The sequence below is a fragment of the Kribbella sp. NPDC055071 genome (genome assembly GCF_053608045.1).
Map to the genome: position 1 here is coordinate 1 of NZ_JBSGUS010000045.1, position 24,918 is coordinate 24,918.

26 protein-coding genes are annotated in these 24,918 nt (G+C 68.4%); 17 read left to right on the forward strand and 9 right to left on the reverse strand.

Going from position 1 to position 24,918, the window contains the following annotated elements:
• The first annotated feature begins 161 nt into the window (after positions 1 to 161).
• From ACWF4Z_RS37245 to ACWF4Z_RS37255, 3 genes are all read left to right on the forward strand, one after another.
• Complete coding sequence (locus tag ACWF4Z_RS37245) at positions 162 to 845, forward strand: TetR/AcrR family transcriptional regulator (protein WP_452247971.1); 684 nt, start codon at positions 162 to 164, stop codon at positions 843 to 845.
• Positions 842 to 2,407, forward strand: coding sequence for a glycerol-3-phosphate dehydrogenase/oxidase (locus ACWF4Z_RS37250; protein WP_452247946.1), 1,566 nt, complete (start codon positions 842 to 844; stop codon positions 2,405 to 2,407). The genes ACWF4Z_RS37245 and ACWF4Z_RS37250 overlap by 4 nt, the downstream gene beginning before the upstream one ends.
• A 78-nt stretch (positions 2,408 to 2,485) precedes the next feature.
• Positions 2,486 to 3,481, forward strand: a complete 996-nt coding sequence (locus ACWF4Z_RS37255; protein WP_452247947.1) for a DUF4328 domain-containing protein — start codon at positions 2,486 to 2,488, stop codon at positions 3,479 to 3,481.
• Here ACWF4Z_RS37255 and ACWF4Z_RS37260 read toward each other — a convergent pair.
• Positions 3,463 to 4,236 carry a protein phosphatase 2C domain-containing protein gene (locus ACWF4Z_RS37260; protein WP_452247948.1) on the reverse strand — a complete coding sequence of 258 codons (774 nt, stop codon included), beginning with the start codon at positions 4,234 to 4,236 and terminating at the stop codon, positions 3,463 to 3,465. The two genes, ACWF4Z_RS37255 and ACWF4Z_RS37260, sit on opposite strands and share 19 nt — an antisense overlap.
• A 12-nt stretch (positions 4,237 to 4,248) precedes the next feature.
• A complete protein-coding gene (locus ACWF4Z_RS37265) occupies positions 4,249 to 5,127 on the reverse strand; it encodes an NAD-dependent epimerase/dehydratase family protein (RefSeq protein WP_452247949.1) in 879 nt (292 codons plus the stop codon).
• A gap of 156 nt (positions 5,128 to 5,283) precedes the next feature.
• Between ACWF4Z_RS37265 and ACWF4Z_RS37270 the strand changes: the two genes are divergently transcribed.
• Positions 5,284 to 5,889: a pentapeptide repeat-containing protein gene (locus tag ACWF4Z_RS37270; RefSeq protein ID WP_452247950.1), complete on the forward strand. Its 606-nt coding sequence runs from the start codon at positions 5,284 to 5,286 to the stop codon at positions 5,887 to 5,889.
• Positions 5,890 to 6,013: 124 nt separating this feature from the next.
• Here ACWF4Z_RS37270 and ACWF4Z_RS37275 read toward each other — a convergent pair whose 3' ends face one another.
• Positions 6,014 to 6,661, reverse strand: coding sequence for a VanZ family protein (locus ACWF4Z_RS37275; protein WP_452247951.1), 648 nt, complete (start codon positions 6,659 to 6,661; stop codon positions 6,014 to 6,016).
• 273 nt (positions 6,662 to 6,934) lie between these two features.
• On the opposite strand from ACWF4Z_RS37275, the gene ACWF4Z_RS37280 reads away from it, so the two are divergent.
• The 3 genes from ACWF4Z_RS37280 to ACWF4Z_RS37290 are packed head-to-tail and all read left to right on the forward strand — an operon-like array spanning position 6,935 to position 9,239.
• Positions 6,935 to 7,345, forward strand: coding sequence for a hypothetical protein (locus ACWF4Z_RS37280; protein ID WP_452247952.1), 411 nt, complete (start codon positions 6,935 to 6,937; stop codon positions 7,343 to 7,345).
• A 53-nt stretch (positions 7,346 to 7,398) separates the two neighbouring features.
• A complete protein-coding gene (locus tag ACWF4Z_RS37285) occupies positions 7,399 to 8,622 on the forward strand; it encodes a sensor histidine kinase (RefSeq protein WP_452247953.1) in 1,224 nt (407 codons plus the stop codon).
• A complete protein-coding gene (locus tag ACWF4Z_RS37290; protein ID WP_452247954.1) occupies positions 8,619 to 9,239 on the forward strand; it encodes a response regulator in 621 nt (206 codons plus the stop codon). The genes ACWF4Z_RS37285 and ACWF4Z_RS37290 overlap by 4 nt, the downstream gene beginning before the upstream one ends.
• Before the next feature lie 7 nt (positions 9,240 to 9,246).
• Here ACWF4Z_RS37290 and ACWF4Z_RS37295 read toward each other — a convergent pair whose 3' ends face one another.
• The 3 genes from ACWF4Z_RS37295 to ACWF4Z_RS37305 form a co-directional block, all read right to left on the reverse strand.
• Positions 9,247 to 11,391 (reverse strand): hypothetical protein, encoded by a 2,145-nt coding sequence (locus ACWF4Z_RS37295; protein WP_452247955.1) that lies wholly within the window; start codon positions 11,389 to 11,391, stop codon positions 9,247 to 9,249.
• 137 nt (positions 11,392 to 11,528) lie between these two features.
• A complete protein-coding gene (locus ACWF4Z_RS37300) occupies positions 11,529 to 12,140 on the reverse strand; it encodes an FMN-binding negative transcriptional regulator (RefSeq protein ID WP_452247956.1) in 612 nt (203 codons plus the stop codon).
• Between the two features lie 66 nt (positions 12,141 to 12,206).
• Positions 12,207 to 14,066, reverse strand: a complete 1,860-nt coding sequence (locus ACWF4Z_RS37305) for a glycoside hydrolase family 127 protein (RefSeq protein ID WP_452247957.1) — start codon at positions 14,064 to 14,066, stop codon at positions 12,207 to 12,209.
• A 161-nt stretch (positions 14,067 to 14,227) separates the two neighbouring features.
• On the opposite strand from ACWF4Z_RS37305, the gene ACWF4Z_RS37310 reads away from it, so the two are divergent.
• The 7 genes from ACWF4Z_RS37310 to ACWF4Z_RS37340 all read left to right on the forward strand — a co-directional run bounded on the left by ACWF4Z_RS37310 (position 14,228) and on the right by ACWF4Z_RS37340 (position 20,387).
• Positions 14,228 to 14,581 carry a LacI family DNA-binding transcriptional regulator gene (locus ACWF4Z_RS37310; RefSeq protein WP_452247958.1) on the forward strand — a complete coding sequence of 118 codons (354 nt, stop codon included), beginning with the start codon at positions 14,228 to 14,230 and terminating at the stop codon, positions 14,579 to 14,581.
• A gap of 111 nt (positions 14,582 to 14,692) precedes the next feature.
• Positions 14,693 to 15,277 (forward strand): substrate-binding domain-containing protein, encoded by a 585-nt coding sequence (locus ACWF4Z_RS37315; RefSeq protein ID WP_452247959.1) that lies wholly within the window; start codon positions 14,693 to 14,695, stop codon positions 15,275 to 15,277.
• A complete protein-coding gene (locus ACWF4Z_RS37320; RefSeq protein ID WP_452247960.1) occupies positions 15,274 to 16,200 on the forward strand; it encodes an ABC transporter permease in 927 nt (308 codons plus the stop codon). The genes ACWF4Z_RS37315 and ACWF4Z_RS37320 overlap by 4 nt, the downstream gene beginning before the upstream one ends.
• Before the next feature lies 1 nt (position 16,201).
• On the forward strand, positions 16,202 to 17,068 hold the full coding sequence (locus tag ACWF4Z_RS37325) for an ABC transporter permease (protein ID WP_452247961.1): 867 nt from the start codon (positions 16,202 to 16,204) through the stop codon (positions 17,066 to 17,068).
• A 22-nt stretch (positions 17,069 to 17,090) separates the two neighbouring features.
• Positions 17,091 to 18,602 (forward strand): ABC transporter substrate-binding protein, encoded by a 1,512-nt coding sequence (locus ACWF4Z_RS37330; RefSeq protein WP_452247962.1) that lies wholly within the window; start codon positions 17,091 to 17,093, stop codon positions 18,600 to 18,602.
• Positions 18,603 to 18,733: 131 nt separating this feature from the next.
• Positions 18,734 to 19,627, forward strand: a complete 894-nt coding sequence (locus tag ACWF4Z_RS37335; RefSeq protein ID WP_452247963.1) for an ABC transporter ATP-binding protein — start codon at positions 18,734 to 18,736, stop codon at positions 19,625 to 19,627.
• Complete coding sequence (locus ACWF4Z_RS37340) at positions 19,620 to 20,387, forward strand: ABC transporter ATP-binding protein (RefSeq protein WP_452247964.1); 768 nt, start codon at positions 19,620 to 19,622, stop codon at positions 20,385 to 20,387. The genes ACWF4Z_RS37335 and ACWF4Z_RS37340 overlap by 8 nt, the downstream gene beginning before the upstream one ends.
• Here ACWF4Z_RS37340 and ACWF4Z_RS37345 read toward each other — a convergent pair.
• Together ACWF4Z_RS37345 and ACWF4Z_RS37350 are read right to left on the reverse strand one after the other, a co-directional pair.
• On the reverse strand, positions 20,384 to 21,172 hold the full coding sequence (locus ACWF4Z_RS37345; protein WP_452247965.1) for an LLM class flavin-dependent oxidoreductase: 789 nt from the start codon (positions 21,170 to 21,172) through the stop codon (positions 20,384 to 20,386). The genes ACWF4Z_RS37340 and ACWF4Z_RS37345 overlap by 4 nt on opposite strands.
• Positions 21,173 to 21,487: 315 nt before the next feature.
• Positions 21,488 to 22,057, reverse strand: coding sequence for a CGNR zinc finger domain-containing protein (locus ACWF4Z_RS37350; protein WP_452247966.1), 570 nt, complete (start codon positions 22,055 to 22,057; stop codon positions 21,488 to 21,490).
• A 76-nt stretch (positions 22,058 to 22,133) separates the two neighbouring features.
• Here ACWF4Z_RS37350 and ACWF4Z_RS37355 point away from each other — a divergent pair, with 76 nt between their 5' ends.
• Positions 22,134 to 23,312: an MFS transporter gene (locus ACWF4Z_RS37355; RefSeq protein WP_452247967.1), complete on the forward strand. Its 1,179-nt coding sequence runs from the start codon at positions 22,134 to 22,136 to the stop codon at positions 23,310 to 23,312.
• Between the two features lie 4 nt (positions 23,313 to 23,316).
• On the forward strand, positions 23,317 to 23,913 hold the full coding sequence (locus ACWF4Z_RS37360; protein ID WP_452247968.1) for a DNA-3-methyladenine glycosylase: 597 nt from the start codon (positions 23,317 to 23,319) through the stop codon (positions 23,911 to 23,913).
• Positions 23,914 to 23,957: 44 nt separating this feature from the next.
• On the opposite strand, the gene ACWF4Z_RS37365 is transcribed toward ACWF4Z_RS37360, so the two are convergent.
• Positions 23,958 to 24,317, reverse strand: coding sequence for a contact-dependent growth inhibition system immunity protein (locus tag ACWF4Z_RS37365; protein ID WP_452247969.1), 360 nt, complete (start codon positions 24,315 to 24,317; stop codon positions 23,958 to 23,960).
• Positions 24,318 to 24,362: 45 nt separating this feature from the next.
• Between ACWF4Z_RS37365 and ACWF4Z_RS37370 the strand changes: the two genes are divergently transcribed.
• A complete protein-coding gene (locus tag ACWF4Z_RS37370) occupies positions 24,363 to 24,746 on the forward strand; it encodes a hypothetical protein (protein WP_452247970.1) in 384 nt (127 codons plus the stop codon).
• Positions 24,747 to 24,918 lie beyond the last annotated feature (172 nt).

Genomic DNA, 24,918 nt, shown 5'->3' on the forward strand with positions numbered 1-24,918 from the left:
CTTCGGGGCGTGAGTGGCACCACGGCAGTTACATTTACCATCATCTTGGGCGGCCTTTCGCTGCATCGGGGGTTACCTTCCGGGGTCGTTGTAACCCCCTGGCTTCCACCTCCCACGGACCGTTCCGGGAGAGCAAGGTCGCTGATACACTATGACACGTGATGTCTCAGCGTAACAGCGACCCTCTGCAGGACTCTGTGCAGGATCCGGGGCAGGACTCAGGGCTCCCCATCGAGCCCGCCAAGGACACCCCCGAGCCCAGCTCCCGGCCCGCCCCGGCGAACGCGATCGGCGAGGAGCGGATCCTCGACGCGTCCTACGAGCTGCTGCTCGCGATCGGGATGCGCCGGATGACGATGGCCGACATCGCCCGGCATGCCGAGGTCTCCCGCGCCACCTTGTACCGGCGCTGGCCCAACGTGCAGGCCGTGGTCGCCGCGCTGATGACCCGGGAGTGGACCAGCGCGCTGATGACCGCCTTCCAGCCCGACGCGGTGGACGGCAGGACCCTGCTGGTCGAGGGTGTGGTCGAGGTCGTCGCCAAGACGCGGGTCCACCCGCTGATGCGCAAGATCATCGAGCTCGACCCGGAGTTCCTCACGCCGTACCTGCTCGAGCGCCGCGGCAGCAGTACGGTCGCACACCTGGCGCTGGTCGAGGAGGGCCTGAAGCTCGGCCAGGCCGACGGCTCCATCCGGGACGGGGACCCGGTCTGGCTGGCTCGGCAGATCATCCTCGTCTCGCTCGCTTCGGCCGTGTCCGGCCCGGTGATGGCCGAGAAGGACGAGTACACCAAGCTCGACGACGAGCTGCGCGAGATGCTCAACAGGTACTTGACGCCATGATCGACCGGGGTGGTGGGGCGGGGAAGGAATCGGCCGGTGCGAGCCTCAACGCGGCGCGTCGGACGCGAGAGCTGGACGCGCTGCACTCCGAGAACGTTGTCGACGTGCTCGTCATCGGCGGCGGAGTCACCGGCGCGGGCGTGGCCCTGGATGCAGCCAGCCGCGGCCTGTCCGTAGTGCTCGTCGAGAAGCACGACCTCGCGTTCGGCACCAGCCGGTGGAGTTCCAAGCTCGTCCACGGCGGCCTGCGCTACCTCGCCTCCGGTCACGTCGGCATCGCGTACGAGAGCGCCGTCGAGCGCGGCATCCTGATGAAGACGACCGCGCCACACCTGGTCCACCCGATTCCACAGGTCGCGCCATGGTTGCCGCAGGCAAAGTTCGCCCAGGCGGCACTGCTGCGCTCGGCGTTCCTCGGCGGCGATGTCCTGCGCACGTTCGCACGGACCAGCGACGACTATCTACCGCACTCGCGACGGATCAGCTCGGCCGAGATCCTCCGCTACGCGCCGACGCTGCGACCGCAGGGACTCCGCGGGGGCTTCCTGACCTGGGACGGTCAGTTGTACGACGACGCCCGCCTCGTCGTCGCGATCGCGCGGACTGCGGCCCAGTACGGCGCTCGTATCCTCACCAAGGTCGCCGCCACCGAGGTCACCGGCCGGGGCGCGGTCCTGGTCGACCAGCTGACCGGCGACCGGCTGCAGCTGGACGCCAAGGTGGTGATCAACGCGGCCGGCATCTGGGCCGATCAAGTTGCCTCCGGCATCAAACTCCGGCCGAGCCGCGGCACGCACCTGGTCCTGCCGCAGTCCGTCTTCGGCGGTCTCTCCGCCGTGCTCACCGTGCCGGTGCCGGGCGAGCTGCGTCGCGTGGTGATGGCGATCCCGGCCCCGGACGACCGGGTGTACGTCGGCCTCACCGACGAAGAGGCCCCTGGTCCGGTGAACGACGTACCGCAGGCGACCGACGCGGAGATCGACTTCCTGCTCGGCACCATCAGCGCGGCCCTGCAAGTGCCGGTGACCCGCGCCGACCTCCTGGGCACGTACGCCGGACTCCGGCCGCTCCTCGACACCGGCCATCACCGGGGTGCGGACAAGACCGCGGACATCTCCCGCCGGCACGCGGTCATCACCAGCCCGGACGGACTCGTGACGATCGTCGGCGGCAAGCTCACCACCTACCGCCGGATGGCGCAGGACGCCCTCGACACCGCGATCGAGCAGTCGACGATCGCCGTACGACGACCTTGCCGGACGCACCGGATCCCCTTGGTCGGTGCGGCCGACCGCGTCCAGCTCGCGGCCGTCCGGGCGCCGTCGCGCTTCGTCCAGCGGTACGGCGTGGAGGCGGCCGACGTGATCGCCGGACCACCGGAGCTGCTGGAGCCGATCGCACCCGGGCTGCGGACGACGTACGCCGAGCTGCGGTTCGCCGTCCGGCACGAGGGAGCACTGACCGCGGACGACGTCCTCGACCGCCGCACCCGAATCGGCCTGTCCGCCGCCGACCGCGAGCTCGCGCTACCCGCAGTCCGAGAGGCATTCGCGACAGCCTGATTGCAGGTTTTGACGTGTAGGTGAGGGCTCGGTGGGGCCTGGGCGTGGGTTAACTTGGCTGCGGGGAGGTGAACACACGTGACGCAGCAGAATCCAGTGCCGGGACCGCATCAGGGGTCATGGCCCTATCCGGGGCCACCGCCGTACCAGGGTCCGGGACCGTACTACCGCCCGTTGCCCTACCAACCGCCACCGCTCCCGCCGCGGTACCGGCCGCTGCGGACCGTCGCGATCATCAGCATCGTGCTGATGGGCCTGAGCGCGCTCGCGGCCGTGGTTCAGTCCACCCTGCTCTGGCGGTCGTACGACGACGTCAAACGCTTCGTCTACGGGCTGCTCTCCGAGGACGAGATCGATCGCGGGATCGATTCGGTCGTGGGCACCGGCCCGCTGCTCAACGTGGCCGGCTACCTCCTGCTGGGTACGGCGGTCGCCTTCCTGATCTGGTTGTGGCAGGCCCGGGACAACACCGACTTCCTGTTCTCGCCCTTGGCGCCGCGTCCGATGACCTCGCCGCTCCAGCCACTGCATCGGCGTGCGCAGGGCTGGATCGTCGGCTCTTGGGTGTGCCCGATCGTGCAGTTCTGGTACCCGCTGCAGATCGTCCAGGACATCACAGCCGCGAGCGAGCCGCCGGAGCAACCGGGTGCCGCCCGGACCGGCCGGATGCGCGCGCTGATCTACGGCTGGTGGGCGACCTGGACCGGATTCTGGGTGATCCTGATCGGCGGCGGCTCGGTCGCGTTCATCGGTTTCATCGTGTGGATCGTCCGCCTGGTCGACGCGGCCGACGCCGCGGATGCGACCGGGGACTACGTCGACATCTACGACCTGCAGGACTTCATGGTCCGGGTGGCGCTCGCGGTCGACATCGGCTTCACGGTGGCCACGGTCCTGCTCATCATCTCCGGTATCGCGGCGTCGCTTCTGCTCCTCCAGGTCAGCCGGTGGCAGCACACCCGCGCTACTCCGCCGCGCGTCACCGACGTGGTGCTGCCGCCGGAGCCACCCAAGTACGCGCCCCGCTACACCAACCCAGGCCCGACCTTCCCTACCTACCGACCCGGCCAGTAGGGACGACACAGGACGGCCGTCGCGTCGTCGTACCGCTTCCCCCGGAAGCTGTCCGGGTGCGCGGCCTCGTCGTACCCGCGGACTCGGTCGATCAGCTCCCGTGGTCCGTCGCTGCTGAGCACCTCCATCAGCTCGTCCCACGAGTGTCCGTACCGTTCGGCGTACCGGGACGCCCCATCGGTGAGTACGGCGACCACCTCGACGTCGGCGCGGTCCGTCGTACCGGTCACCGCCTCGTACGCGGCCTTCGGCTCGGTGCTTGCGGCCCAGAATCCGCCCGGCTGGTTGCGAAGCCGGCGGACAGCCTGCAGTGAGTACTCCGGAAGATGCTCGACGCGGTCATCGAGGTGGAGCGTCGTCACGCCGGCCGGGGATCGGACAGCGATCGGCGAGTCGGCCAGGACCAGGTGCTCGAGATGCTCCGGGTGCACCCGGACCAGCGCGACCGTTGATGACGGACTGTCCGGGTTGGTGACGTCGCACGTCCCGGCGTGGGTCGCGCGGACCGCGGTGATCGCATCGGCCAACAAGTCCGGCAGCGATGCGGACGAGCCGTCGAGCAGCGGTACGGCGAGATTGCGGGCAAGCTGCGCGACCAGCCAGGCAACGGTGTGCCGACAGCCCGAGTCCACGCCGGCCGGTGCAGTGGCGCCGTCGAGCACGACCACGAAGTCGGGCCCGGTGAGGACGAGATCCTCGTTGACCGCAGGGGGTCGCCGATCCGGCGCAGGCAGACTCAGCGACCGGATCTCCACACTCCTATTCTCCTACGGCTGGTAGGCCCAACTCTCCGCCAGGGACTGTTCGAGCGAGATCTTGGGAGACCACCCGAGCTGTTTGCCGATCAGGGTGATGTCGGCCTGCTGCCAGCTGACGCCGGGTGTTCCGTCGTCCACCACCGTTGCCGGCTGCCCGCTCAGCTCGAACAGTTGGCCGGCAACGTCCCGGGCGAGCGTCGCGCGGCCGGTGCCGACGTTCAGCACCGGCGGCAGCTTGGCGTCCGCGAGCGACACCGCGACCACGGCCTCGGCGACATCGCGGACGTCGACGAAGTCCCGCCACACGTCCAGCGAACCGACCTCGATCCGCTGATGTGATCTGAGCTCCCGGATCACCCGGCCGGTCAGCGTGCTCCCCGGCGCTCCTGGTCCGATCACGTCGAAGATCCGGAGTACGACGGTGTCCGCGCCGTTGCGTTGCGCCCGCAGGACGAGCTCCGAGCCCGCGAGCTTCGTCGTACCGTAGGGGCCGACCGGGTCGGGCTCGGTCTGCTCGCCCTGGCTGGTGCCGTGCTGACCACCGCCGTACTCGGCCGCCGAGCCGAGCTGGACGATGCGGGCGTGCCCGGCGTTGTCGCGAGCCGCGGCGAGCAGGGCCTCGACCGCGATCACGTTCGCGCGGACGAGTTCGGCCGGGGCGCCCAGGGTGGCGCCGACGGCGTTGACGATCACGGTTGGCTTGTACATCCCGATCTGGGTGTCCAAGGCGTACGAATGCATCGCGGCCAGGTCGCACCGCCGGTACGGCTCGCCGCGGCTGCGGCTCATCCCGCGGTACTCCACGCCTCGGTCCGCGAGCAGCGCGCAGATCCTGGCGCCGAGGAAGCCTCCCGCGCCGAACACCATCACCCGCTCAGTTCCGGTCACCCCTCCATCGTGCGGCCCATACTTGTCGGTCGCCCTACCGTTCTCCGTCGTCACCATCACAACTGCGTCGTCAGGTATGTCGGTCGGGGATGGCAGGGTGGGACCAGACCGATACACAAGGCCGGGATCGACCCGGGCCCGGACCGTAGGAGTGCGATGGCCAACCGAGTCCGACCCGGTGTGCCGACCGAGTCGACGATCCGCGACTGGGACGACGCCGATCCGTCCGGGCAGACCTACCGGCGGGTGCTGTTCATCGACTCCGACCTGACCGAGGTGGAGAACCGTGGCGGCGTCTTCGAGGAATGCACGTTCCGCGGGGTCCGGTTCAACGCCTCGACCCACACCGACGCGGCGTTCGTGAACTGCACGTTCGTCCGCTGCTCACTCTTCGACACCACATTCACCCGCTGCAAGCTCGTCGGCAGCTACTTCGACGACTGCACGTACAACCTGCTGAAGGTGTCCGGCGGCGACTGGTCGTTCTCGGGCCTGCCCGGTGCGGATCTGAAGGGGACGGAGTTCACCGGGGTGAAGCTGCGCGAGGCGGAGTTGACCGGGATCCGGGCGGGGAAGGCAGTGCTGCGCGACCTGGATCTGTCCGGCGCATCGCTGCAGCGAGCCGACTTCACCGGCGCGGATCTGCGGGGATCAGAGCTGTCCACACTCGACCCGCTGACCGTCGTACTGAAGGACGCTCGCATCGACATCACCCAGGCGATGGTCATCGCCGCGAGCCTGGGGCTCGACGTCCGACCGTGACAGAAACGGGCGTGACACCAGGGCTGGCCTGTGGATATCTCCGCGTAGTCACGCCGTCATCCCCCGTTCTATCCACAACCTGTGGATAACCATCCGGATAACTGTGTATCCGTTCCGTGATATATCAGCGCAACCTGGCTACTGACCGTACGGGGACCGGAACGGGTCGCTGGCCCAGCTCGCCACGTGTTCGGCCCGGCCGGGTGGCCGGTACGACGATCATCGCCGCGTGCTCGACGACGTACGGCCCGGTCACCAGGCGGCGGCTGCTGCGGGAGAGCGATCGCAGGCCGACGGCCATGCCGACCCCGCAGAACACACCCACCGAGTTCGCGATCAGGTCGTGCAGCTGGCACGACCGGCCGAGCTGCGGGATCAGCGCCTGGATCGCCTCGACCCCCGCCGACATCCCGATCCCGGCGGCGATCCCGTCGCTCGGGCGGCCGCTGGCCACCGCGAGCAGGCCCGCGGCCGGGACGAAGAGCAGGACGTTGAGGAGCCCCTGGAGCGAGGTGAGCCCACCGGTCGTGGTCAGGTGCGTACCGCACTGACCGATCTGGGCCAGCCGGTGTGCGGTCGGGCTGAGGGTGGCCGCGAGTACCAGCGCGAACGCCGCCGGCAGGCAGAACGCCGCCAGCCGGGGCAGCAGCTCGCCCGGTCGGCGCAGCGAGGAGATGGCGATCGGCAGCGTCATGCCGGTGAGCACGAGCCAGGTGTCCAGTAGATGTGGAATGCCGCGATACGTCTCGAGCACGCGTCCGGAGCCTCCCATGGTCGACAGACGAGCCGTCCCAACGACGATCTGCCGTTGGGTCCCGCCGACGCCAGGCTTGTCCGGACATCTGCACGCAGCCGCAAGCAGCCCGTGACATTCCGTGCGGAAACTGTCACGGAAGGTAGATGCTCAGGGCAACTATTCGTGCAATGACCCGGGCTCTGGGCCGGATCAACCGATCGGTTGAGGGGATGGGACCGGCCGGCCGATGCGGGCACAGGCGCGGCTCGCGACAGTAGAAGGACGGAAAGAGAGCGAAGGAGTCCCGAGATGTCATCGATGGTCGACGTACAACACCCGCGGAGCGCGTCGGCACTGCGGAGTGTGCAACTGCTGGTCGGTGGGTACCTGGCGATCAGCGCGCTCACGCTGATCGCGATCATTGCCCTGCGCAACGATGCGGGCGCCGTCAACGACGCCGTCTGGATCCGCGGGACGATCGTGGTGGCGAGCGCGCTGCTCACGTTCGCCTTCGCGCGCCGGGCCGCCCGCGGCTCCCGGAAGGGGTACCTGCAGCTGCGGCTCGTGTCCGCGGCCATGCTGATCGCGATTGTGGTGATCATCGCGCTGCCCGGCACGTTCCCGCTGTGGATGAAGTGCGAGCAGGCGATCTGCGGTGTGCTGCTGCTGAGCGTGGCCGTACTGCTGAACGGCAGGCACCTGCGCTCGGTGTTTCGCTGACCAGCACAACTCAGAGGTGTTGACTGGGCGCGAACGACGATGCGGAGGGCTGGATGAGCGAGCGGGCCTGGCCGGTGCGGCTGACGGTGACGCCGTACGTCCTGCTGGCCTTCCTCGCGGCGGTCACGGTCCCGATCAAGCGCTCGGAGCACGAGTCGATGCTGGTCGACCTCGCGCTCTGCGCCGTGGCCGCGGTGTGGATCCTCGGGATGTTCACGCTGCGGCCGGCCTGGCGGGACCGGACCATCCCGATGGGGATCTTCGTCGGCGGCTTCGTGCTGATCATGGCCGTGCTGGTGCTCCGCGATCCGTGGTTCGGCTTCCTCACGCCGGCCGGGTACTTCTACGCCTTCGTCCTGCTGCCGTGGCCGTCCCGCCTGGCCGGGGTCGCGGCAGTCTCCGTGGTGTCCGGTACGGCGCAGGCCCACGACCTCCCGACCATGGGCGCGATCGGCTGGTTCGGGTACGGCGCTGTCGTCGCGGTCAACGTGCTCGGGTTCTGCCTGGCGGCCTGGCTGGGTCACCAGAACGAACAGCTGAGCCAGCAGCGCGAGGCGGCGGTCGCGGAGCTGACCGAGACCAACCGTCGCCTCGAGGCGACCCTCGCCGAGAACGCGGCCCTGCACGACGAGCTCGTGACCCGGGCCCGCGAGTCCGGGATCCACGACGAACGGAACCGGATGGCCCGCGAGATCCACGACACGCTGGCGCAGGGCCTGACGGGGATCGTCACCCAACTCCAGGCGGCCGAACAGGCCGAGGACTGGCGCCGGCACCTGACCGCCGCGATCGGACTGGCTCGCGAGAGTCTGACTGAAGCACGACGCTCGGTGCACGCCCTCCGTCCACAGCCCTTGCAGTCCGCCACGCTGAGCGAGGCGGTCGGAGACGTCGTACGACGATGGTCCGCTCTGCACGGGATCGCCGTACAACTCGCGACCACCGGGACGCCGCGGGTGCTGACTCCCGAAACCGAGGATGCGCTGCTGCGCGCGGCACAGGAGGCGCTCATGAACGTCGCCAAGTACGCCCACGCGACCCGTGTCGGTGTGACGCTGTCTTACCTGGACAAGGAGGTCGCCTTGGACGTCCGCGACGACGGTGTCGGCTTCGACCCGGGCCGGAGTGCCGCCACGAACGGGAGTGGGTTCGGTCTGGTGGCGATGCGGCAGCGGATCGAGGGGCTCGGCGGGACACTGCAGGTCGAGTCCGAACCAGGATCCGGGACGGCGATCTCCGCCGCAGTCCCGATTCCGGCGGCGGGGGTGCCGGCGTGATCACGCTGCTGATCGCCGACGACCACCCGATCGTGCGCGACGGGTTGAGCGGGATGTTCGCGAGCGAGCCCGAGTTCGAGGTGGTGGGCGAGGCGGCCGACGGCGCGGAGGCGATCCGGCTCGCCGAGGCACTGCGGCCGGACGTGATCCTGATGGACCTGCAGATGCCCGGGGTCAACGGGTTGGCGGCCATCGCCGAGCTGGCCCAGCGCGGCATCGCCGGCCACGTCCTCGTGCTGACCACCTACGACACCGACGGTTACGTCGTACCCGCGATCGAGGCCGGCGCCACCGGCTACCTGTTGAAGGACGCGCCGCGTGCCGAGCTGCTCCGGGCCGTCCGGGCCGCCGCCGAGGGTCAGCCCGTCCTGGCGCCATCGGTTGCCAGCGCGCTGATGAACCGCGTCCGCACCCCCGCCACCCCCAGCATCCTCAGCCCCCGCGAGTTGGAGGTTCTCCAACTCGTTGCCGCTGGCAACACCAACCGCCAGATCGCCACCCACCTGTTCCTCAGCGAGGCGACCGTCAAGACCCACCTACTCAACATCTACGCCAAACTCACCGTCCCCGACCGAGCCTCCGCCGTCGCAGAAGCCTTCAAACTCGGCCTGCTCTAGCCGGCCCTCAGTCCTGGCTGCGAGCTGTTCCCGTTTGACCAGTGCCCGGCTTCGGGGCGGCGGCCTGATTCGTCCGCGCCGGTGCCGCCCGCCCTGGTCCGGTCCGGTCGCGCTCGCCCGCGCCCGCGGCAGTTCCGGTCGCGGTGTGCGCGCCTTCTGGGATGTGAACGCGGCCAGGAGGTCCCTCGGCGTTCACGGTCAGGCCACTGGCAACGGCCTGGTCGCTGGCGGTCACCCTCACCTCCCCGGTCACCGAGCCTGCGGTCACCTTGCCGCCTTCGTTCGCGTGCACCGAGACATCGCCAACCCCCGAGGTCGCGCTCGCAGAACCCCTCAGATCGGTGATGACAACGTCGCCGTTCCGCGAGCGCACCGTCGCGTCCTTCGTACTGCCGACCTCGACGGCACCGAAATCCGACTTTGCGACGACCGTGTCCGCTTGCCCGATTCTGATGTCGCCACGGCCAGTGTTCGCTCTGACCTCGGTGGCGGTGCCGACGCTCACTTCGCCGGCCCCGGACTCCACCGTGGCCGTGCCTGCCTGGTCCACCCGGACATCGCCTGCACCGGAGCGAGCGGTGACTCTGTTGGCCGTTCCCACCTCGACATCGCCGCTCCCGGAGGTGGCGCGGACAGTTTCGCCGGCGTCGACCCTGACGTCCCCGCTGCCTGAGCTCGCCGTGACGGCGCTTGCGTCGCCGACCCGCACTGATCCCGCCCCGGACTGCGCGTGCACGGTCTCAGCATTCCTGACGCTGACATTGCCTGCGGCCGATTCGGCTCTGACTTCGGTGGCCTGATCGACTGTGACGTTGCCGGCGGCGGAGCGGGCATCGACGACGTCGACCTTGCCGCGGGTCTCGATGTTCGCGCTGTCGGTCTCGCAGTACACCGAGCTTCCTTCGGGTACGACGGCACGGATCTCGATCGGCGACGGCGGATCGATGGTGCGGACGCCCGGGCCGGGGAACGGCTGACCGTCGGCTCTGGACATCTTCCCGTTACTGATGTTGAGGTCACCGAAGTTGCCCACGTAGACACCGCCGGTGCCGGTGTGGCTGACGCCTTCGAAGGAGAAGGTGTTGCCGGAGGAACTCTGAAACTGCCAGCTGGAGCCGGAGCTCGGGCCGGTGACATCCACCGACAAGCTCCGGTCCTGACCCACAGTCCGCCCCGATTCCTGGACGGCCTCGGCCGACGGTCCGGTCCGGTCCGCCGTCGAAATCGTGATCCGCGCCTGCGTGCAGTTCGGATCGGCCACCACCACAACCCTGCCCGCGGCCCGCGTCATGTTCGCGTTCAAGGTCACCGCCCCGGGCCCCGGAGCCTCCAAAACCCGAACAGTCCCCTGCACCCCACCCTGCCCTTGCTCAGGCTGCCCTTGCACAGCCTGAGCTTGCGCAGGCTGCACTCGCTCAGATTGAGGCTGCCCGGACTGCGGCTGCGCGGACTGCGGCCGGCTGGTTTGCGGCTGGCTGGTTTGCGGCTGGGCGGTTTGCGGCTGGGCAGGTCCCGTCCGTGGTGCCTGGTCGGCTTGCGCCTGGACGGGCTGAGGTTGAGCGGGTCGGGACTCCGCGGGTTGTGGTTCGCCCGCTCGCGCCGCGGCGGGCTGAGCTTGGTCCGGTAGAACCTCGCCCGGCTGGGCTTGGCCCGGCTGAGGCTGGACGGGTCCGGTGCGAGGGGGAGGGGCGGCCTGCGGTTGGGCGGGTTGCGACCGGTCTGGGCGGAGAGGGGTTGGCATGGTCGCGAGGTACTGGTTCGACATGCCTTGGCGAGCCTGTTGACCTACTCGGGCGGCGATAGCCGCGCGGAGTCGTTGGTCCTGGCCGAAGTACGAGCTGGCGGCCGCCCGGGTTTGTGGATCGGCGAACACCGGGTGCTCGGGAGGGATCTCGCGAACGAACTGATCGCTCTTGAGCTCCCACCCCGGACTGGTCGCGTCGAGCCGGCCCGGCACCTGCTCGACCGGGTACTGACGGATCGCGGCGCCTACCCCAGGCGCGCGCTGGTCCAGCGCAGTCCGGAACCGCTCGATCTCGGTGCCGAATCGCTCGATCTCGGCGGACAGCCGCTCGATCGACTGCATCAACTGGCTGATGAGCTGAACGAGGGAGCGACGAGCCTCCTCGATGGTCTGATCCGCGTCTGCCACCTGGTGCCCACTCCTAGACGCCGTCGGTCACCCCCGTGGAGCAATCAGCGTATAACCCGTCCCATGGCGTCGAATGACGGTCTCGAACAACGATTTGATAGCGCCCGGCCGACTCAGCCCGTCGATCGAACCAGTACTTAGCGCCGGTGCTGTTCCACCACTGCAGCCGCAGCCTGCTCTCCATCGGCCCGCAGTCCCGTAATGACGCCGTCGATGTCGGCAGGTGGACGGTTCTGGCTGAGCTTGAACTTGGCTTCGACGCGGGAGATCGCGATCTCCACGCCGACGATGGCCCGGAGTTGGCCGGTGATGTATTTGGCCGGCGCATCGTCCACCGACCAGGGCTCCGGTCGGCGTGATTCGTGGTGGTCGGAGAGGCGTCGTACGACGTTCTCCACCCAGGCGGGGTCGTCGTGGACGCTCATGGTTCCGTACACGTGGGCCGTGATGTAGTTCCAGGTCGGGACCACGCGGCCGTGCTCGGGCTTCGATGCGTACCAGGTGGGTGAGATGTAGGCGTCCGGCCCGCGCATGATCACCAGCGCCTCTCCGACCACAGTGCGCTGCCAGTGATCGTTGTTGCGGGCGAAATGTCCCAGCAGCACGTTCCTGGATCGGTCGTGGATGAAGGGCAGCATCGTCGCCACCAGGCCGTCGTCCGTCATCGTCACCAGATCAGCGGCACCGTGACTCGCGAGCAATTCCTGGATTGCTTCGTCGTCGACCGTGAAGTGCGCAGGAACATACATGTGACCAGTCTCGGTGACGCGTGGCCCGACCGGGAGGTCCATTCGTCGCCGAGTACGGCAGTCCGCTCAGTGGGTGGGGATCCAGACGCGCATGGCGTGAGGGCCTCGGTTGGACCAGGTGTAGTAGGGGATCAGCATGAGGTTTGCTGGGTTCGGCGGTGGCGGGGTGGTGCCGTGCGGGCTGTAGGGGTTTGGGTCTGGTGACACGACCGCGCCTCGGGTGTGGAGGACGGTTACGCCGTCCAGGAGGTCCTCGCGGTGCTCCGGCGTCAGTGGGGCCGTTGGGTCGAGCCGGAGGTCCTCGAGCACTACCTCGGCGTCCTGGTCGGGTTGTTCGATGGCGTAGACGAGCGGGCCGCGCGCCACGGCGACACAGCCACGGGCTGCGTCGATCCGTGCGTTCGCGACCACCAACCGCGGAGGCATCGGCAACTGCAGCAGCACGCGGTCACCGGGCCGGAAGACCCGACGTATCCGCGCATAGTCACCCGGGACGACCGGCATGTCGTCCACAGTGGCGTCCGACGTCCAGTCGGGGATGCGCAGCGCCAACTCGACCTCACCAGCCGGCGCCTCGCGGACAGTCACAGTGACGCGACCGTCCCACGGGTAGTCGGTCTCCACGTCCACTGCGAACTCACCGGCAGTCAGCGAGCTCCCGGCGTACTGATGGATCTGCAGTCCGTCCTCAGTGCCCGTGGCGAGGTACGCGGGCAGGCTGGCGAGTGTCCGCATCACATTGGGCGGACAGCACGCGCAGTTGAACCACTCCCGCCGCCCGTACGCCGGTGCACGCTGGACGTCACCACGAGCGCCTGTCCGGCGGTGCAGCGTGTTCACATAGAAGTACTCCGTGCCCTGCAGCGACACGGCCGGCAGGATCGCGTTGTAGAGCAGCAGCTCGATCTGATCGGCGTACGTCGACTCACCGGTCGCCAGCAGCAGTCGCCAGGACCACTGCATCGCACCGATCGCCGCACACGTCTCGGCGTACGCACGGTCGGCCGGCAACTCGTATGGCTCGCCAAAGGCCTCTCCGTCCCACCGCGACCCCACCGCACCCGTGACGTGCTGCTTCTCCCGGGGCATCTCGTCGTACTGGCGTCGTACGGCGTCCAGCAGGTCGGCGTCCCCGGTCTCGATCGCCACATCGGTGGCCCCGGTAGCGAAGTACACCGCCCGTACGGCGTGACCCTCGAGCGGCGCCGCCTCCCGGACGGGCACGCGATCGGAGTAGTGCGCCGGATCGCCGTAGTGCGAGGGGTCGAACCCCGGCTTGGTCGCCCGGCCGTGGCCACGGGCCTCGACGAAGTACGAGGCGAGATCGAGATACCGCCGTACGCCGGTGTGCCGGTAGAGCTCGACCAGCGCGGACTCGATCACCGGATGCCCCTCCAGCGCCCGAACCCCTGAGGCGCCGAAGGTGTTGGTGAGGTGGTCGGCGAACCGGATCGCCACCTTGAGCAGCCCGATGTCACCGGTAGCTCGATCCGCGGCCACTGCGGCCTGGAAGAGGTGGCCGGCGCAGTAGAGCTCGTGACTCGTCCACAGGCGGGCGTACCGCTCCTCGCCGCGGACCTGGATCGCGGAGTTGAGGTAGCCGTCCGCCTGCTGCGCGGCCTCGATGGTCCGAGTCAGCTCGGCCAGCCGCTCCGGCATCGACCCGTCCCAGGCGACGGCTTCCAGCCACTTGTAGACATCGGAGTCCCGAAAGCTCGCGCCCTGTACCTCACCACTCGCCTCACCGGCCGCGATCCGCAGGTTGGGAATGTTGCCGGCGGCCTCGAGCCGGTCGTACCCGAGCGGGATGCTCGCGCGGTTGACCGCCATCCGGCCGGCCCAGAATCCACCGGTCACTCGGGCGGCTGACAGTGGCCGCAGAGTCACGGCCGCGGACATCGTCGGAACGGCAGGGGAAGGCTGCATGCCGGCGACGCTAAACCGGACCGTACGCCGGGCGCCAGATGCTAATGGGGATTAGCTGGTAATGCTCTGGTAATCGAACCAAGGTCTTGACACCTGCCGGAAACGCTGGCGATCCTTGCCGCAATCGCTGAGGTAGGGCGTATTAGCAGGAAGGCCGAGGCTTGAACCGCATACCCGCCAAGAGACCCACGCAGGCCGACATCGCCCGGCTCGCCGGGGTCAGCCAGGCGACCGTCTCACTGGTGCTCAACGAGCGCGACGCCGGCGTCCGGATCAGCCCGGCGACCCGGGAGCGCGTGTTGACCGTGATGCGCGAGTGGGGGTACGTCGCGAACGCGTCCGCCCGCTCGCTGGCCGGCGGCCGGAACAAGATCATCGGCGTCTACACGTTCGAGCCGGTCTTCCCGACCAGCGGCGTCGACTTCTACTTCCCGTTCCTACTCGGCATGGAGCAGGAGGCCGCCGACCTCGGTTACGACCTGCTGCTGTTCACCAGCGCCGGTGGCGAGCGTTAGATCTTCCGTGACGGCTCGACCCGGCTGTGGCACGCGGACGGCGCGCTCCTGCTCGGTCGCGACCCGAACGTCGAGGAGATCGAGCAACTTCGCGATTCCGGCTACCCCTTCGTGTACGTCGGTCATCGCGAGGTGTCCGGACCGCCGGTCTCGTACGTCGGCGCCGACTACGCCGGTGCGACCCGGCAGCTCACCGAACGTCTCTTCAAGCTCGGCCACCAGCGCGTCGCCTACGCACGGATCGGGAACGGCGAGGCGCAGCCCAGTCGTGATCGCGAAGGCGGTTTCCGGCGGGCGACGCCGTCCGAACAGGTCAGGCACCTGACTGGGCCGGTGTGGACGCTCGGTGGCGTGGCGGAGGTCGACGGCTTGCTGGAGGAGTTGCAGCGCGGCGGGGTGACCGCCGTACTCGCTGAGCAGCAGTTGTTGGCCGAAGAGCTGTTGGTGTGTGCGACTCGGCGCGGACTGTCCGTTCCTGGCGATCTGAGCATCGTTGCGCTGGGTGATGCGACTGGTGCGCGTTACGACGGCACTGACTGGACCGCACTGGTCGTGCCACGCGAGGAGATGGGTCGGCAAGCGATGCGGTTGCTGGTGCGGTTGCTCGAGTCGCCTGAGTCCACGGCCCTCAGCGAAAGCGTCGAGTGTTCGATCGCCCCGGGCGCCACGGTCGGTCCGCGGAAGGAGTCTGCATGATCCGCGTTGTGGTCAAGCGACTGCTCATCGGCGTCTTCGTGATGTGGGGCGCGGCGTCATTGATCTTCCTGATCGTCAGAGTGGCGCCAGGTGACCCCGTCTCGATTCTGCTCGGTCCGGACGCGACTCAGGACCAGATCACCGAGCTGAGCGCGTCACTCGGGCTGGACCGGCCGCTTGTCTCGCAGTACTTCGACTATCTCGGTCACGCGGCCCGCTTCGACTTCGGCGACTCGTACCGGCTCGGCCGGCCCGCTATGGCCGAGGTGCTCGAGCGACTGCCGGTGACGGCCGAGCTGATGCTGGCGTCCACACTGATCGCGGTTGTCGTCGGTCTGATCCTCGGACTGATCGCCGGCGGCCGTCCGGGCAGTGTGGTCGACCGGGTGGTCTCCGCCGCGGCGATCGCGTTGCAGTCGTTCCCGACGTTCTGGATCGGCATCATGCTGATCCTGCTCTTCGCTCTGGCGCTGCGGATGCTGCCCAGCTCCGGATCGGGTACGCCGCAGCACCTGATCCTCCCGGCGATCACGATGGCGCTGCCGTTCACCGCGATCGTCGCGCGGCTGACCCGGACCAGCGTGGCGGAGACGCTGCGCGAGCCGTACATCCAGACCGCCAAGTCCAAAGGGCTCACCGACCGCCAGGTGCTGCTCGGGCACGCACTGCGCAACTCGCTGCTGCCGGTGGTCACGATCGTCGGACTGCACATGGGCGGCCTGATGGGTGGCGCGGTGATCGTCGAGAACGTGTTTGCCTGGCCGGGGCTCGGCTCGCTGGTCGTCGACTCGGTGACGAACCGGGACTACGAGGTCGTGCAGGCCGCGACGTTCGTCATCGCCGGCATCGTGATGCTCTTCAACCTGGCCGCCGATCTCGTCTACTCCCAGCTCGATCCGCGCATCCGGCTGGAGGGGAACTGACATGGCCTCCATCGCCCTCACCCGCCCGGTCGGCGTCCGTCGCGTCGGCTCCTGGCTCAGCCGCATCCCGTACGTCGTCCTCACGATCTATGCCGTGGTCGCGGCGATCGGGCCACTCGTGATCGATTACAACCCGATCCGCGCGTCCCTCGACGACCGCCTGCTCAAACCCGGATCGCACTTGTCCACCGGTGGCACGGCCTGGCTGGGGACCGACGGTCTCGGCCGCGACATGCTCGCGCAGATCGTGTACGGCGCGCGCACGTCGATCCTGATCGGCCTCGCGACCGTGGTGGTGTCCTGCCTGATCGGAGTGACCGTCGGCACCGTGGCCGGGTACTTCCGCGGCTGGCTCGACACCTTCCTTGCCCGAGGCATCGACATTCTGCTCGCGTTCCCGGCCATCCTGCTGGCGATCGTGATCGCGGGGGCGTTCGAGCGCAGCGTTCCGGTGGTCGTGATCGCGCTGGCCGCGACGGCGTGGATCTCGTTCGCCCGGGTGACCAGGAGTGTGTCGCTCTCGCTGCGGGAGCGGCCCTGGGTCGATGCGGCCCGCGTGCTCGGCGTCCGGCGTACGGCGATCTTGTGGCGGCATGTCGTGCCGTTCACGATCGGGCCGGTGGTCGCGCTCGCCACGGTCGAGTTCGCGCTCGTCGTGCTGGGCGAGGCCGGCTTGAGCTTCCTCGGGATCGGATTGCCCAACTCGGCGGTGTCGTGGGGCCAAACCATTGCCAACGGCAAGCAATACCTCGCCAGCGCCTGGTGGATCTCGGCCCTGCCGGGGATCGCCCTGTCGCTGCTGATCATCAACATCGGAATCCTCGGTGACCAGCTCACCGCCCGCTACGGACGCGGACACCTCAGATGACCCCGCGAAAGGCAGGAACGACATGACCCTTATGACGCGCCGGGCGGCGCTCAGCGTCGCCGTCGCCGCCACAATGGCCCTGACCGCGTGTTCCGGCGCCACCACCGGTGGCGGCTCGGGCTCCGGATCGGGCGAAGTGGTGATCGCCGGCACCTACCCGGTGGACAGCATCGACCCGGGCGGACCGCAGGGCGGCGGTACCGGACCACAGATGGTCGAGCAGCAGCTCTTCAGCCGGCTCGTGCGGACGAAGGCGGACGGTTCGGTCGAGGGCGATCTCGCCACCGCGTGGAAGTCCGATGCGACCGCGAAGACGTGGACGTTCACGCTGCGGTCCGGGGTGAAGTTCAGTGACGGGAAGGAACTGAAGGCCGCGGATGTGGTCGATTCGTTCAAGCGGTTCACGGAGCTGAAGGGGACGAACGCGGCGAACTTCCCCGGGTACACGATGACGGCGCCGTCGGACAACACCGTCGTCCTGACCGCGTCGAAGCCGGACGCGGCGATCCCGCGGAAGCTGGCCGTGTTCTTCGTTCTGCCGGCGGGTGTGGGCGCCAACGACACCGCGTTCTTCGACAAGCCGGTCGGGACCGGGCCGTTCAAGCTCGACAAGTTCAGCCCGAACGAGATCGTGCTCGTGCCGAATCCGACGTACTACGGCGGCGCGCCGAAGGTCACCAAGGTCACGATCAAGAAGATGCCTGAGCTCGCGGCCCGGCTGACCGCGCTGCGCACCGGCGAGGCGGACGTGGTCTGGGGCATCCCGGACGATCAACTGCCGGAGGTGCAGAAGGACTCCACGCTGACCGTCGAGACCGTGCAGAGCTCGGCCGTGTTCACGATGTGGTTCAACTCGTCGACACCGTCGCTGAAGGAGGCCGCCGTACGTCGGGCGCTCTGGCAGGCGGTCGACTTCCCGACGATCATCAAGAAGCTGTACCCGCAGACCGGGTCGCTGTCGGACTCGGTGGTGTCGAAGCAGACGCTCGGGTACGTCGCGCAGCAGCCGGTCACCTACGACCCGGATGCGGCGAAGGCGGCGTTGACGGCGGCCGGGTTCGACTTCTCCACGAAGCTGCGGTTGCAGTTCGCGAACGCCGAGTTCCGGCAGTTCAACCAGGCGGTCGTGTCGGACCTGCAGAAGATCGGGGTCCAGGTCGATCTGCTGGAGAAGGAGCAGGCGGTCTTCACCAAGGACCTGCTCGCGCTCAACTGGGACATCAACTTCCAGCAGCTCTCCAACCCGATGCTCGACGCCGTGAACACGGTCGGCCGGCTCTACCCCTGCGCCGCCAAACGCAACGGCTACTGCAACCCCGCCCTCGACAAGCTGATCGCCCAAGCCGCCGGCAGCACCAACGAACAAGACCGGGTCAAGCTCTACGGCGACGCCGAGAAAATCATCTGGGACGACGCGGTCGGCATGTTCCCGATGGCAGTCAAATACGCCTACGCCTGGAACAAACGCCTCACCGGCTTCACCCCGGACCCCAACGGCCTCCCCAGCTTCGCCACCCTCCAGGTCACCTCTTGACCCGCGCCGACTTGTCCACAGCTGTGCAGGATGGTGTGTCCAACTCTCGCTCCGGGGACAGGCTGCTCGAGGTGTCCGGGTTGGTGGTTGATCTGCCGGGGCGGAACGGGCCGATTCGGGTTGTTGATGGGGTGTCTTTTGAGATCCCGTCGGCGACTACGGTCGGGCTGATTGGAGAGTCCGGGTCCGGCAAGACGATGACAGCCAACGCACTGATCGGCCTGCTGCCCGACGACGCTCACGTGGGCGGCTCGTTGCGCTGGCGGGGCGAGGAGCTGCTGACCGCCAAGGCTGCACGCCGGCGCGAGTTGCGCGGGCGCGAGATCGCGATGATCTTCCAGGACCCCCTCGCCGCGCTGAACCCGACCCAGACGATCGGGCGGCAGGTCGGCGAAATCCTGCGGCGTTCCGGCTCGTCTCGTTCCGCCGTACGCCGGCGAGTCGTCGAGCTGCTCGACCGCGCCGGCATCCCGGAGCCGGCCGCGAAGCTCGGCAGCTTCCCGCACGAGTTCTCCGGCGGCATGCGCCAACGCGCGATGATCGCGATGGCACTCGCCGGCAGCCCGGCTCTCCTCCTCGCCGACGAGCCGACGACCGCGTTGGACGTGACCGTACAGGCGCGAATTCTGAAGCTGTTGCGGTCGATCCAGGACGACGCCGGGCTCGCCATGCTGCTCGTCAGCCACGACCTGCGGGTGATGGCCCACGTCGCCCACCAGGTCGTCGTCATGTACGCCGGTCGCGCGGCCGAGCGCGGCCCGACACCGTCGGTCCTACGTCAGCCGGCCCACCCGTACACACGGGCGCTGGTCGACAGCGTCCCCGCCGTACGAACCAAGACCGCACTCGCACACCCACTACCCGGCACCCCAGCCACGCCCGCGAACCGACCTGCCGGGTGTGCGTTCCACCCACGCTGTCCGCTGGCGCGCGAGCGCTGCCGGACCGAGCAGCCGGAGTTGCGCGCCATCGCGCCGGATCGCTGGACCGCGTGCCACTACGCCGAGGAGGTCTTCGATGCTTGAGGTCCGGGATCTCCGGGTCATGTTCGGCCCGCGGCGCCGGCCGTTCGTCGCGGTCGACGGCGTCAGCCTGACCGTGGGCGCCAACGAGACCGTCGGCCTGGTGGGGGAGTCCGGTTCCGGCAAGACCACCGTCGCCCGCTCGATCGTCGGCCTGGTCCGCCCGACCTCAGGTTCGATGACGTACGACGACCGCCCGCTCCCTCCCGGCACACGCCGCGGCGGCGAACTCCAGCGCGCGATCCAGATGGTGTTCCAGGACCCACGCTCATCGCTCAACCCACGCATGACGGTCGCATCGATCATCGGCGAGGCCTGGCGGACCCATCCGGTCGCAGCGCCGACGCGGGACCGGGCCGCCGCCCTCGTCAGCCTGCTGGCCGACGTCGGTCTGGACGCCGGCGTCGCTGATCAGCGCGCGAGCCAACTCTCCGGTGGTCAATGCCAACGAGTCAGCCTCGCCCGCGCGCTCGCGGTCAAACCCCGGCTCCTGGTCTGCGACGAGGCCGTGTCCGCGCTCGATGTCTCGGTCCAGGCGCAGATCCTGAGGCTGCTCGACGACCTCCGCCAACGTCACAACCTGTCGATGCTGTTCATCTCCCACGACCTGGGCGTCGTCCATCAGATCGCGGACCGCATCGCCGTCATGCGCCGCGGCGTACTCGTCGAGGAGGGTCCCGCCACCGAGGTCCTCGGTTCTCCACAGCACGAGTACACCCAGGCTCTGCTCGATGCGGCGCTGGAGCTCAACGCTCCGGGTTAGCGCTTCAGCTCGGCGGCTTGCTCGTAGTCGTGGTGCCAGTCGCCGGTGGGCGCGAGGATGACACGCTCGACGCCGGCAGCTTCGTACGCCGCGAGCCGCTCGATCGGGTCACCCTGGAGGTCGGGCGCGACCACCGTTGCGCGCAACGGCTTCCGTCCGTACTCGGCGGCGAACTCGTTGATCCGCTCGAGGCTGGTCCGGATCTCCTCCGGTGACATGGCGAGCGTTGCCCAGCCATCGCCGTACCGCGCGGCCCGCCGATGCGCCCGAACACCGTTGCCAGCAACAACAAGCGGCGGCACTACCGATCCCGGGGACAACGTCACCTCTAGCTCCGGGCCGACCGTCGTGGGCCTGCCGGCAATCAGATCCGGCAGCACCTCGAGCGCCTCATCCGTCAGCCGCCCGCGCTCCGCGTACTCCACCCCAGCCGCCCGCCACCCGATATCGCCGTGCGCCGGGTTGCCCGTGCCAACACCGAGAACGACCCGATTCCCCGACACCAACTGCAGCGTGCTGACCTGCTTCGCCGCCCAAGCCACCGGCCGCAACGCCAGCAGCATCACGTTGAACCCCACCGTGATCCGCTCAGTCACCGCGGCCGCCGTCGACAGCACGACGGAACTCTCCAATATCGGCGCACTCGCGATCAGATGGTCCGTCGACCACACCGAGTCGAGCCCGACCTCCTCGGCGTACCGCGCACTCGCCCGAACATCGCCCAGAATCGGCCGCCCCGGATCCGGGGTAGACGTCGGCAGGATTACTCCGATTTGAACACTCATACCGACCGACAACCCCGGCCCCACCCGGCCCATTCCACTAATCAGCGTGTCGAGCGGGGTTCACGGCCGCGGGACGGGGAAGGTGCCGTCCGCAAGGCCATCACAATCCGACGGCCAACCAGTCTTCAGGCGTGGCGGCTGCGCTCGGTGGCGATTGTGATGGCCTGGAGATCCGTGTCCGGGCGGACCTCAGGCACTCAGCAACCTCCGACCCGGTGCCGTCCCGGCCGGGACTCGAGCGTGGGACGCCGTTCATCGGTCTGGTTGATGAGTGGTGCAGAACCGCGGTCGTTGGGTGGAACTGAGCGGTAGGCGTCAGGTCGGATGGTGGCGGGTGCGGAAGGTGGCTTTTTTGGAGAGGTTGCCGCAGGTGTCCATCGAGCACCAGCGGCGGGTGCCTGGGCGGGAGTTGTCGAGGAAGATCGCGCCGCAGTCGGGGTTGGCGCAGTCTCGGATCCGGTCGAGCAGGGGTGAGGTGACCAGGTCGAGGGCATCGCGCGCGACCAGCGCCAGGACCGCGCTGACGGGATCCTCGGCCTGCCAGCGCAGTTGACCGGTGGAGTCGAGCCGCGGTTGTGGCACCGGATCCGCGGCCGCTCGGTTGACCCGGTTCCGCGCGGCCGGGCTCGTGGTTGCCAGTCCGGCGGTCCGGGCTGCGGTGAGTAACTCGTGGACCCCCTCGCGCACCGCCTGCGCTTGGACGACCTGAGCGCGAACCGGGATCTCGCCGGCCTTGAGTGTGACCGGGGCGAGCTCAGCGATCCAGGCGGCAAGGGCCTCGCCGTCGGGGAGCTCCTCGGCGGCTTCCGGCGTACCGCGCAGACGCAGCGTGCGAACGAAGTCGAGGCACAGCCTCCCCGCGCCCTGCCGGAACCGTTGCTCCATGAGATCACCCTATCCCAGGAACCGGTTTGACTGGTACCGTCCTTGGAACCAGTTAAACCGGTTCCAAGGAGTTGCCGTGCGAAAGTCCTTGCTGCTGATCCTGGCGACGGCCTGCGGTGTGGGTGTGGCCAACGTGTACTTCCCGCAGGCGATCACGCCTCTCATCGCCCGCGGGCTCGACGTCGATCCTGGTACGGCGGCCTTGGTGCCGACGGCAACGCAGTTCGGGTACGCGGCGGGGATCGCGCTGCTCGTCCCACTCGGCGATCGGCTTCGGCCCCGGCACCTCGTGAGCGGACTGCTCGTCCTCACCACCATCGGGCTGGTCGTGGCCGGGTTCGCACCGAGTCTGCCGATCCTCGTCGGCGCTGCGATCCTGGTCGGGATCACGACCGTCGTACCGCAGGTGCTGCTTCCGCTGGCGGCGACGCTGGTCGCTCCGGAGCGACGCGGCTCGGTGACCGGACTGCTGCTGTCGGGGTTGCTCGCCGGGATCCTGCTGGCGCGAGCGTTCGGTGGTCTGCTCGGTGATTGGCTTGGCTGGCGTACGCCGTACCTGGTCGGTGCTGTGCTCGCGTCCGTGCTCGCGCTGGTCCTCGTTCGGGTGCTGCCGGCGACCACTCCGGCGTCGCGGGAGAGTTATCCGGCGCTGCTCATGGCGCCGCTGCGGTTGCTGCGCGAGGAACCGGAGCTTCGACGGTCCTGTCTGCACCAGGCCCTGATGTTCGGCGGTTTCACCGCGGCGTGGACGAGTCTCACGCTGCTGATCACCGGTCCGACGTACCGGTTGAGTGCGAGCGTCGTCGGTCTGATCGCGCTGGTCGGTGCCGCGAGCATGTTCGCCACCGCTTGGGCCGGACGCCGTACCGACCGCAGCGGCCCGGACGCAGTGAACCTACTCAGCTTCATGGGCGCCATCGCGGCTGCCGCGATCCTCACCCTTGGGATGGTGGGCGGCACGCTGGGTCTGGCCGCAATCGTCGTCGGCATGCTCCTGCTGGACGTCGCCGTACAAACCGGTCAGGTAGCCAACCAAACCAGAATCTTCGCCCTCCACCCCACCCAACGCAGCCGCCTCAACACCGCCTACATGACCTCAGCCTTCCTAGGCGGCACCGCCGGCTCCTACCTAGGCACCCACACCTACCTCCACTACGGCTGGCCCACCATCCCCGCCCTAATAGCCCTAACCACCACCACCTCCCTAACCCACCACCTAACCCACCGCACCGACCGCACACCTGTGGCATCTTGACGATGTGCACTCGAGACCGCCAACCGCGCTGAAGCTCGGCCCCAGCTTCTACTCGCGCCCTGCCACGGAGTGCGCAACGGACTTCCTGGGCAAGGTGCTCGTGCGTCGTACGACGGCCGGCCGCGTCTCCGGGGTGATCACTGAAGTCGAGGCTTACCCGGCGTTCGCCGACGGAGTGCACCACGGGAACAAGCGCACACCGCGAACGACGGTGATGTGGGAGGCCGGGGGCCGCGCGTACGTCTACCTGATCTACGGCAGGTGGCACCAGTTCGCCGCAGTCGTCAACCGCGCCGGCATCCCCGACGTCGTGTTCATCCGCGCTGTAGTCCCTGTGGAGGGAACCGAGACCATGGCCGCCCAGTGGGACAAACCCCGACCGGCAAAGGACCTAACCAGCTCCCCAGGAAAGCTCTGCAAGTCCTTCCAGATCACCAAGGACCTGTACGGAGCAGACCTATCCGCAGACGAACTGTTCCTGGAGGACTGGCACCTGCCCGTCGATCCAACTCAAATCCAGACCACACCCCGCGTAGGAATCAACCCCAACCACCACGGCCACGACACCCCACTCCGGCACCACCTGCCCCCGACCACATGACCGCAATCTGGCGTTCTGTGGTTGGTAACACCCGGCTTGGCTTCCTAGTCCTCGATGCAAGCGGGGACGGCGGCGAGACGGTGTGCCAGGTCTGGGTGGTGGGTCCAGTAGTTGGGTTGGAGGCTGTCGAGGGATGCTCTGAGGGCGCCGGGGTATAGGTCGCCTGAGGCGCACGGGTCGGTCTCGAGCCGTTCGATTGCTAGTGGGACCAGCCAGAGCAGGCCCTCGTCCTGTCCGATCAGAAGGCGGAGCTCTTCGTCGGTGAGTTCACCGACCGGCTTCTGGCGATATGCATGCACCTTCGCGACAAGCGGCGTCGCGCCCTCGGCTGCTGAGCCCCAGTCATCCGCTTCCAACTCGTTAAGAGATCGACGTCGACTCTGCTGAAGGCGATCCTTGGCCATGCCGGAAGCCTAGGTCCCGCAGCACCCAAGCATGGAGGAACACGGATGCCCTGGAACGCGCCGTACGACGAACCGCCGGTGCCGACGCGGCTGGCGCCGTACGCGAATCGTGTTGCGGAGCTGCTGCAGGAAGGCCGCCTGGTGGGCTTCCTGCTGGTTGAGTCCGAGGCGTACGCGGAACAGCTCGGCGGCGCGCTGTGGTGGCGGCGCTGGTCGGAGTATCGGTGGGCCGCCCACCTGTGGCTCACCTTCCGCAACCTCGACTTCGGCATCGATGCGACCGACACACTCACCGCGCCCGACGACCTCGACGCAGAGCTGGACGACTGGGACGCCAACCGGTTCAGGTTCACTGGCCGCCTCCTCACCCTTCGGTGGCTCGACCCCGACGAATCAGCACGCGCGACCCACACCGAGTGGGATCACTAGCACAGCTCCGCATTAACGCACACGGCTCTTGCGTTTGTTGATGGGCAGATCTACGGTGGATCTAAAGGCACATCAACAGTGCGTTAGAGACGGAGGTTGTGGTGAAGCTCTTCACGATCGGGGCGACCGGCTACATCGGCTCGGTGGTCGCCGAACGGCCTGTCTCTTATAC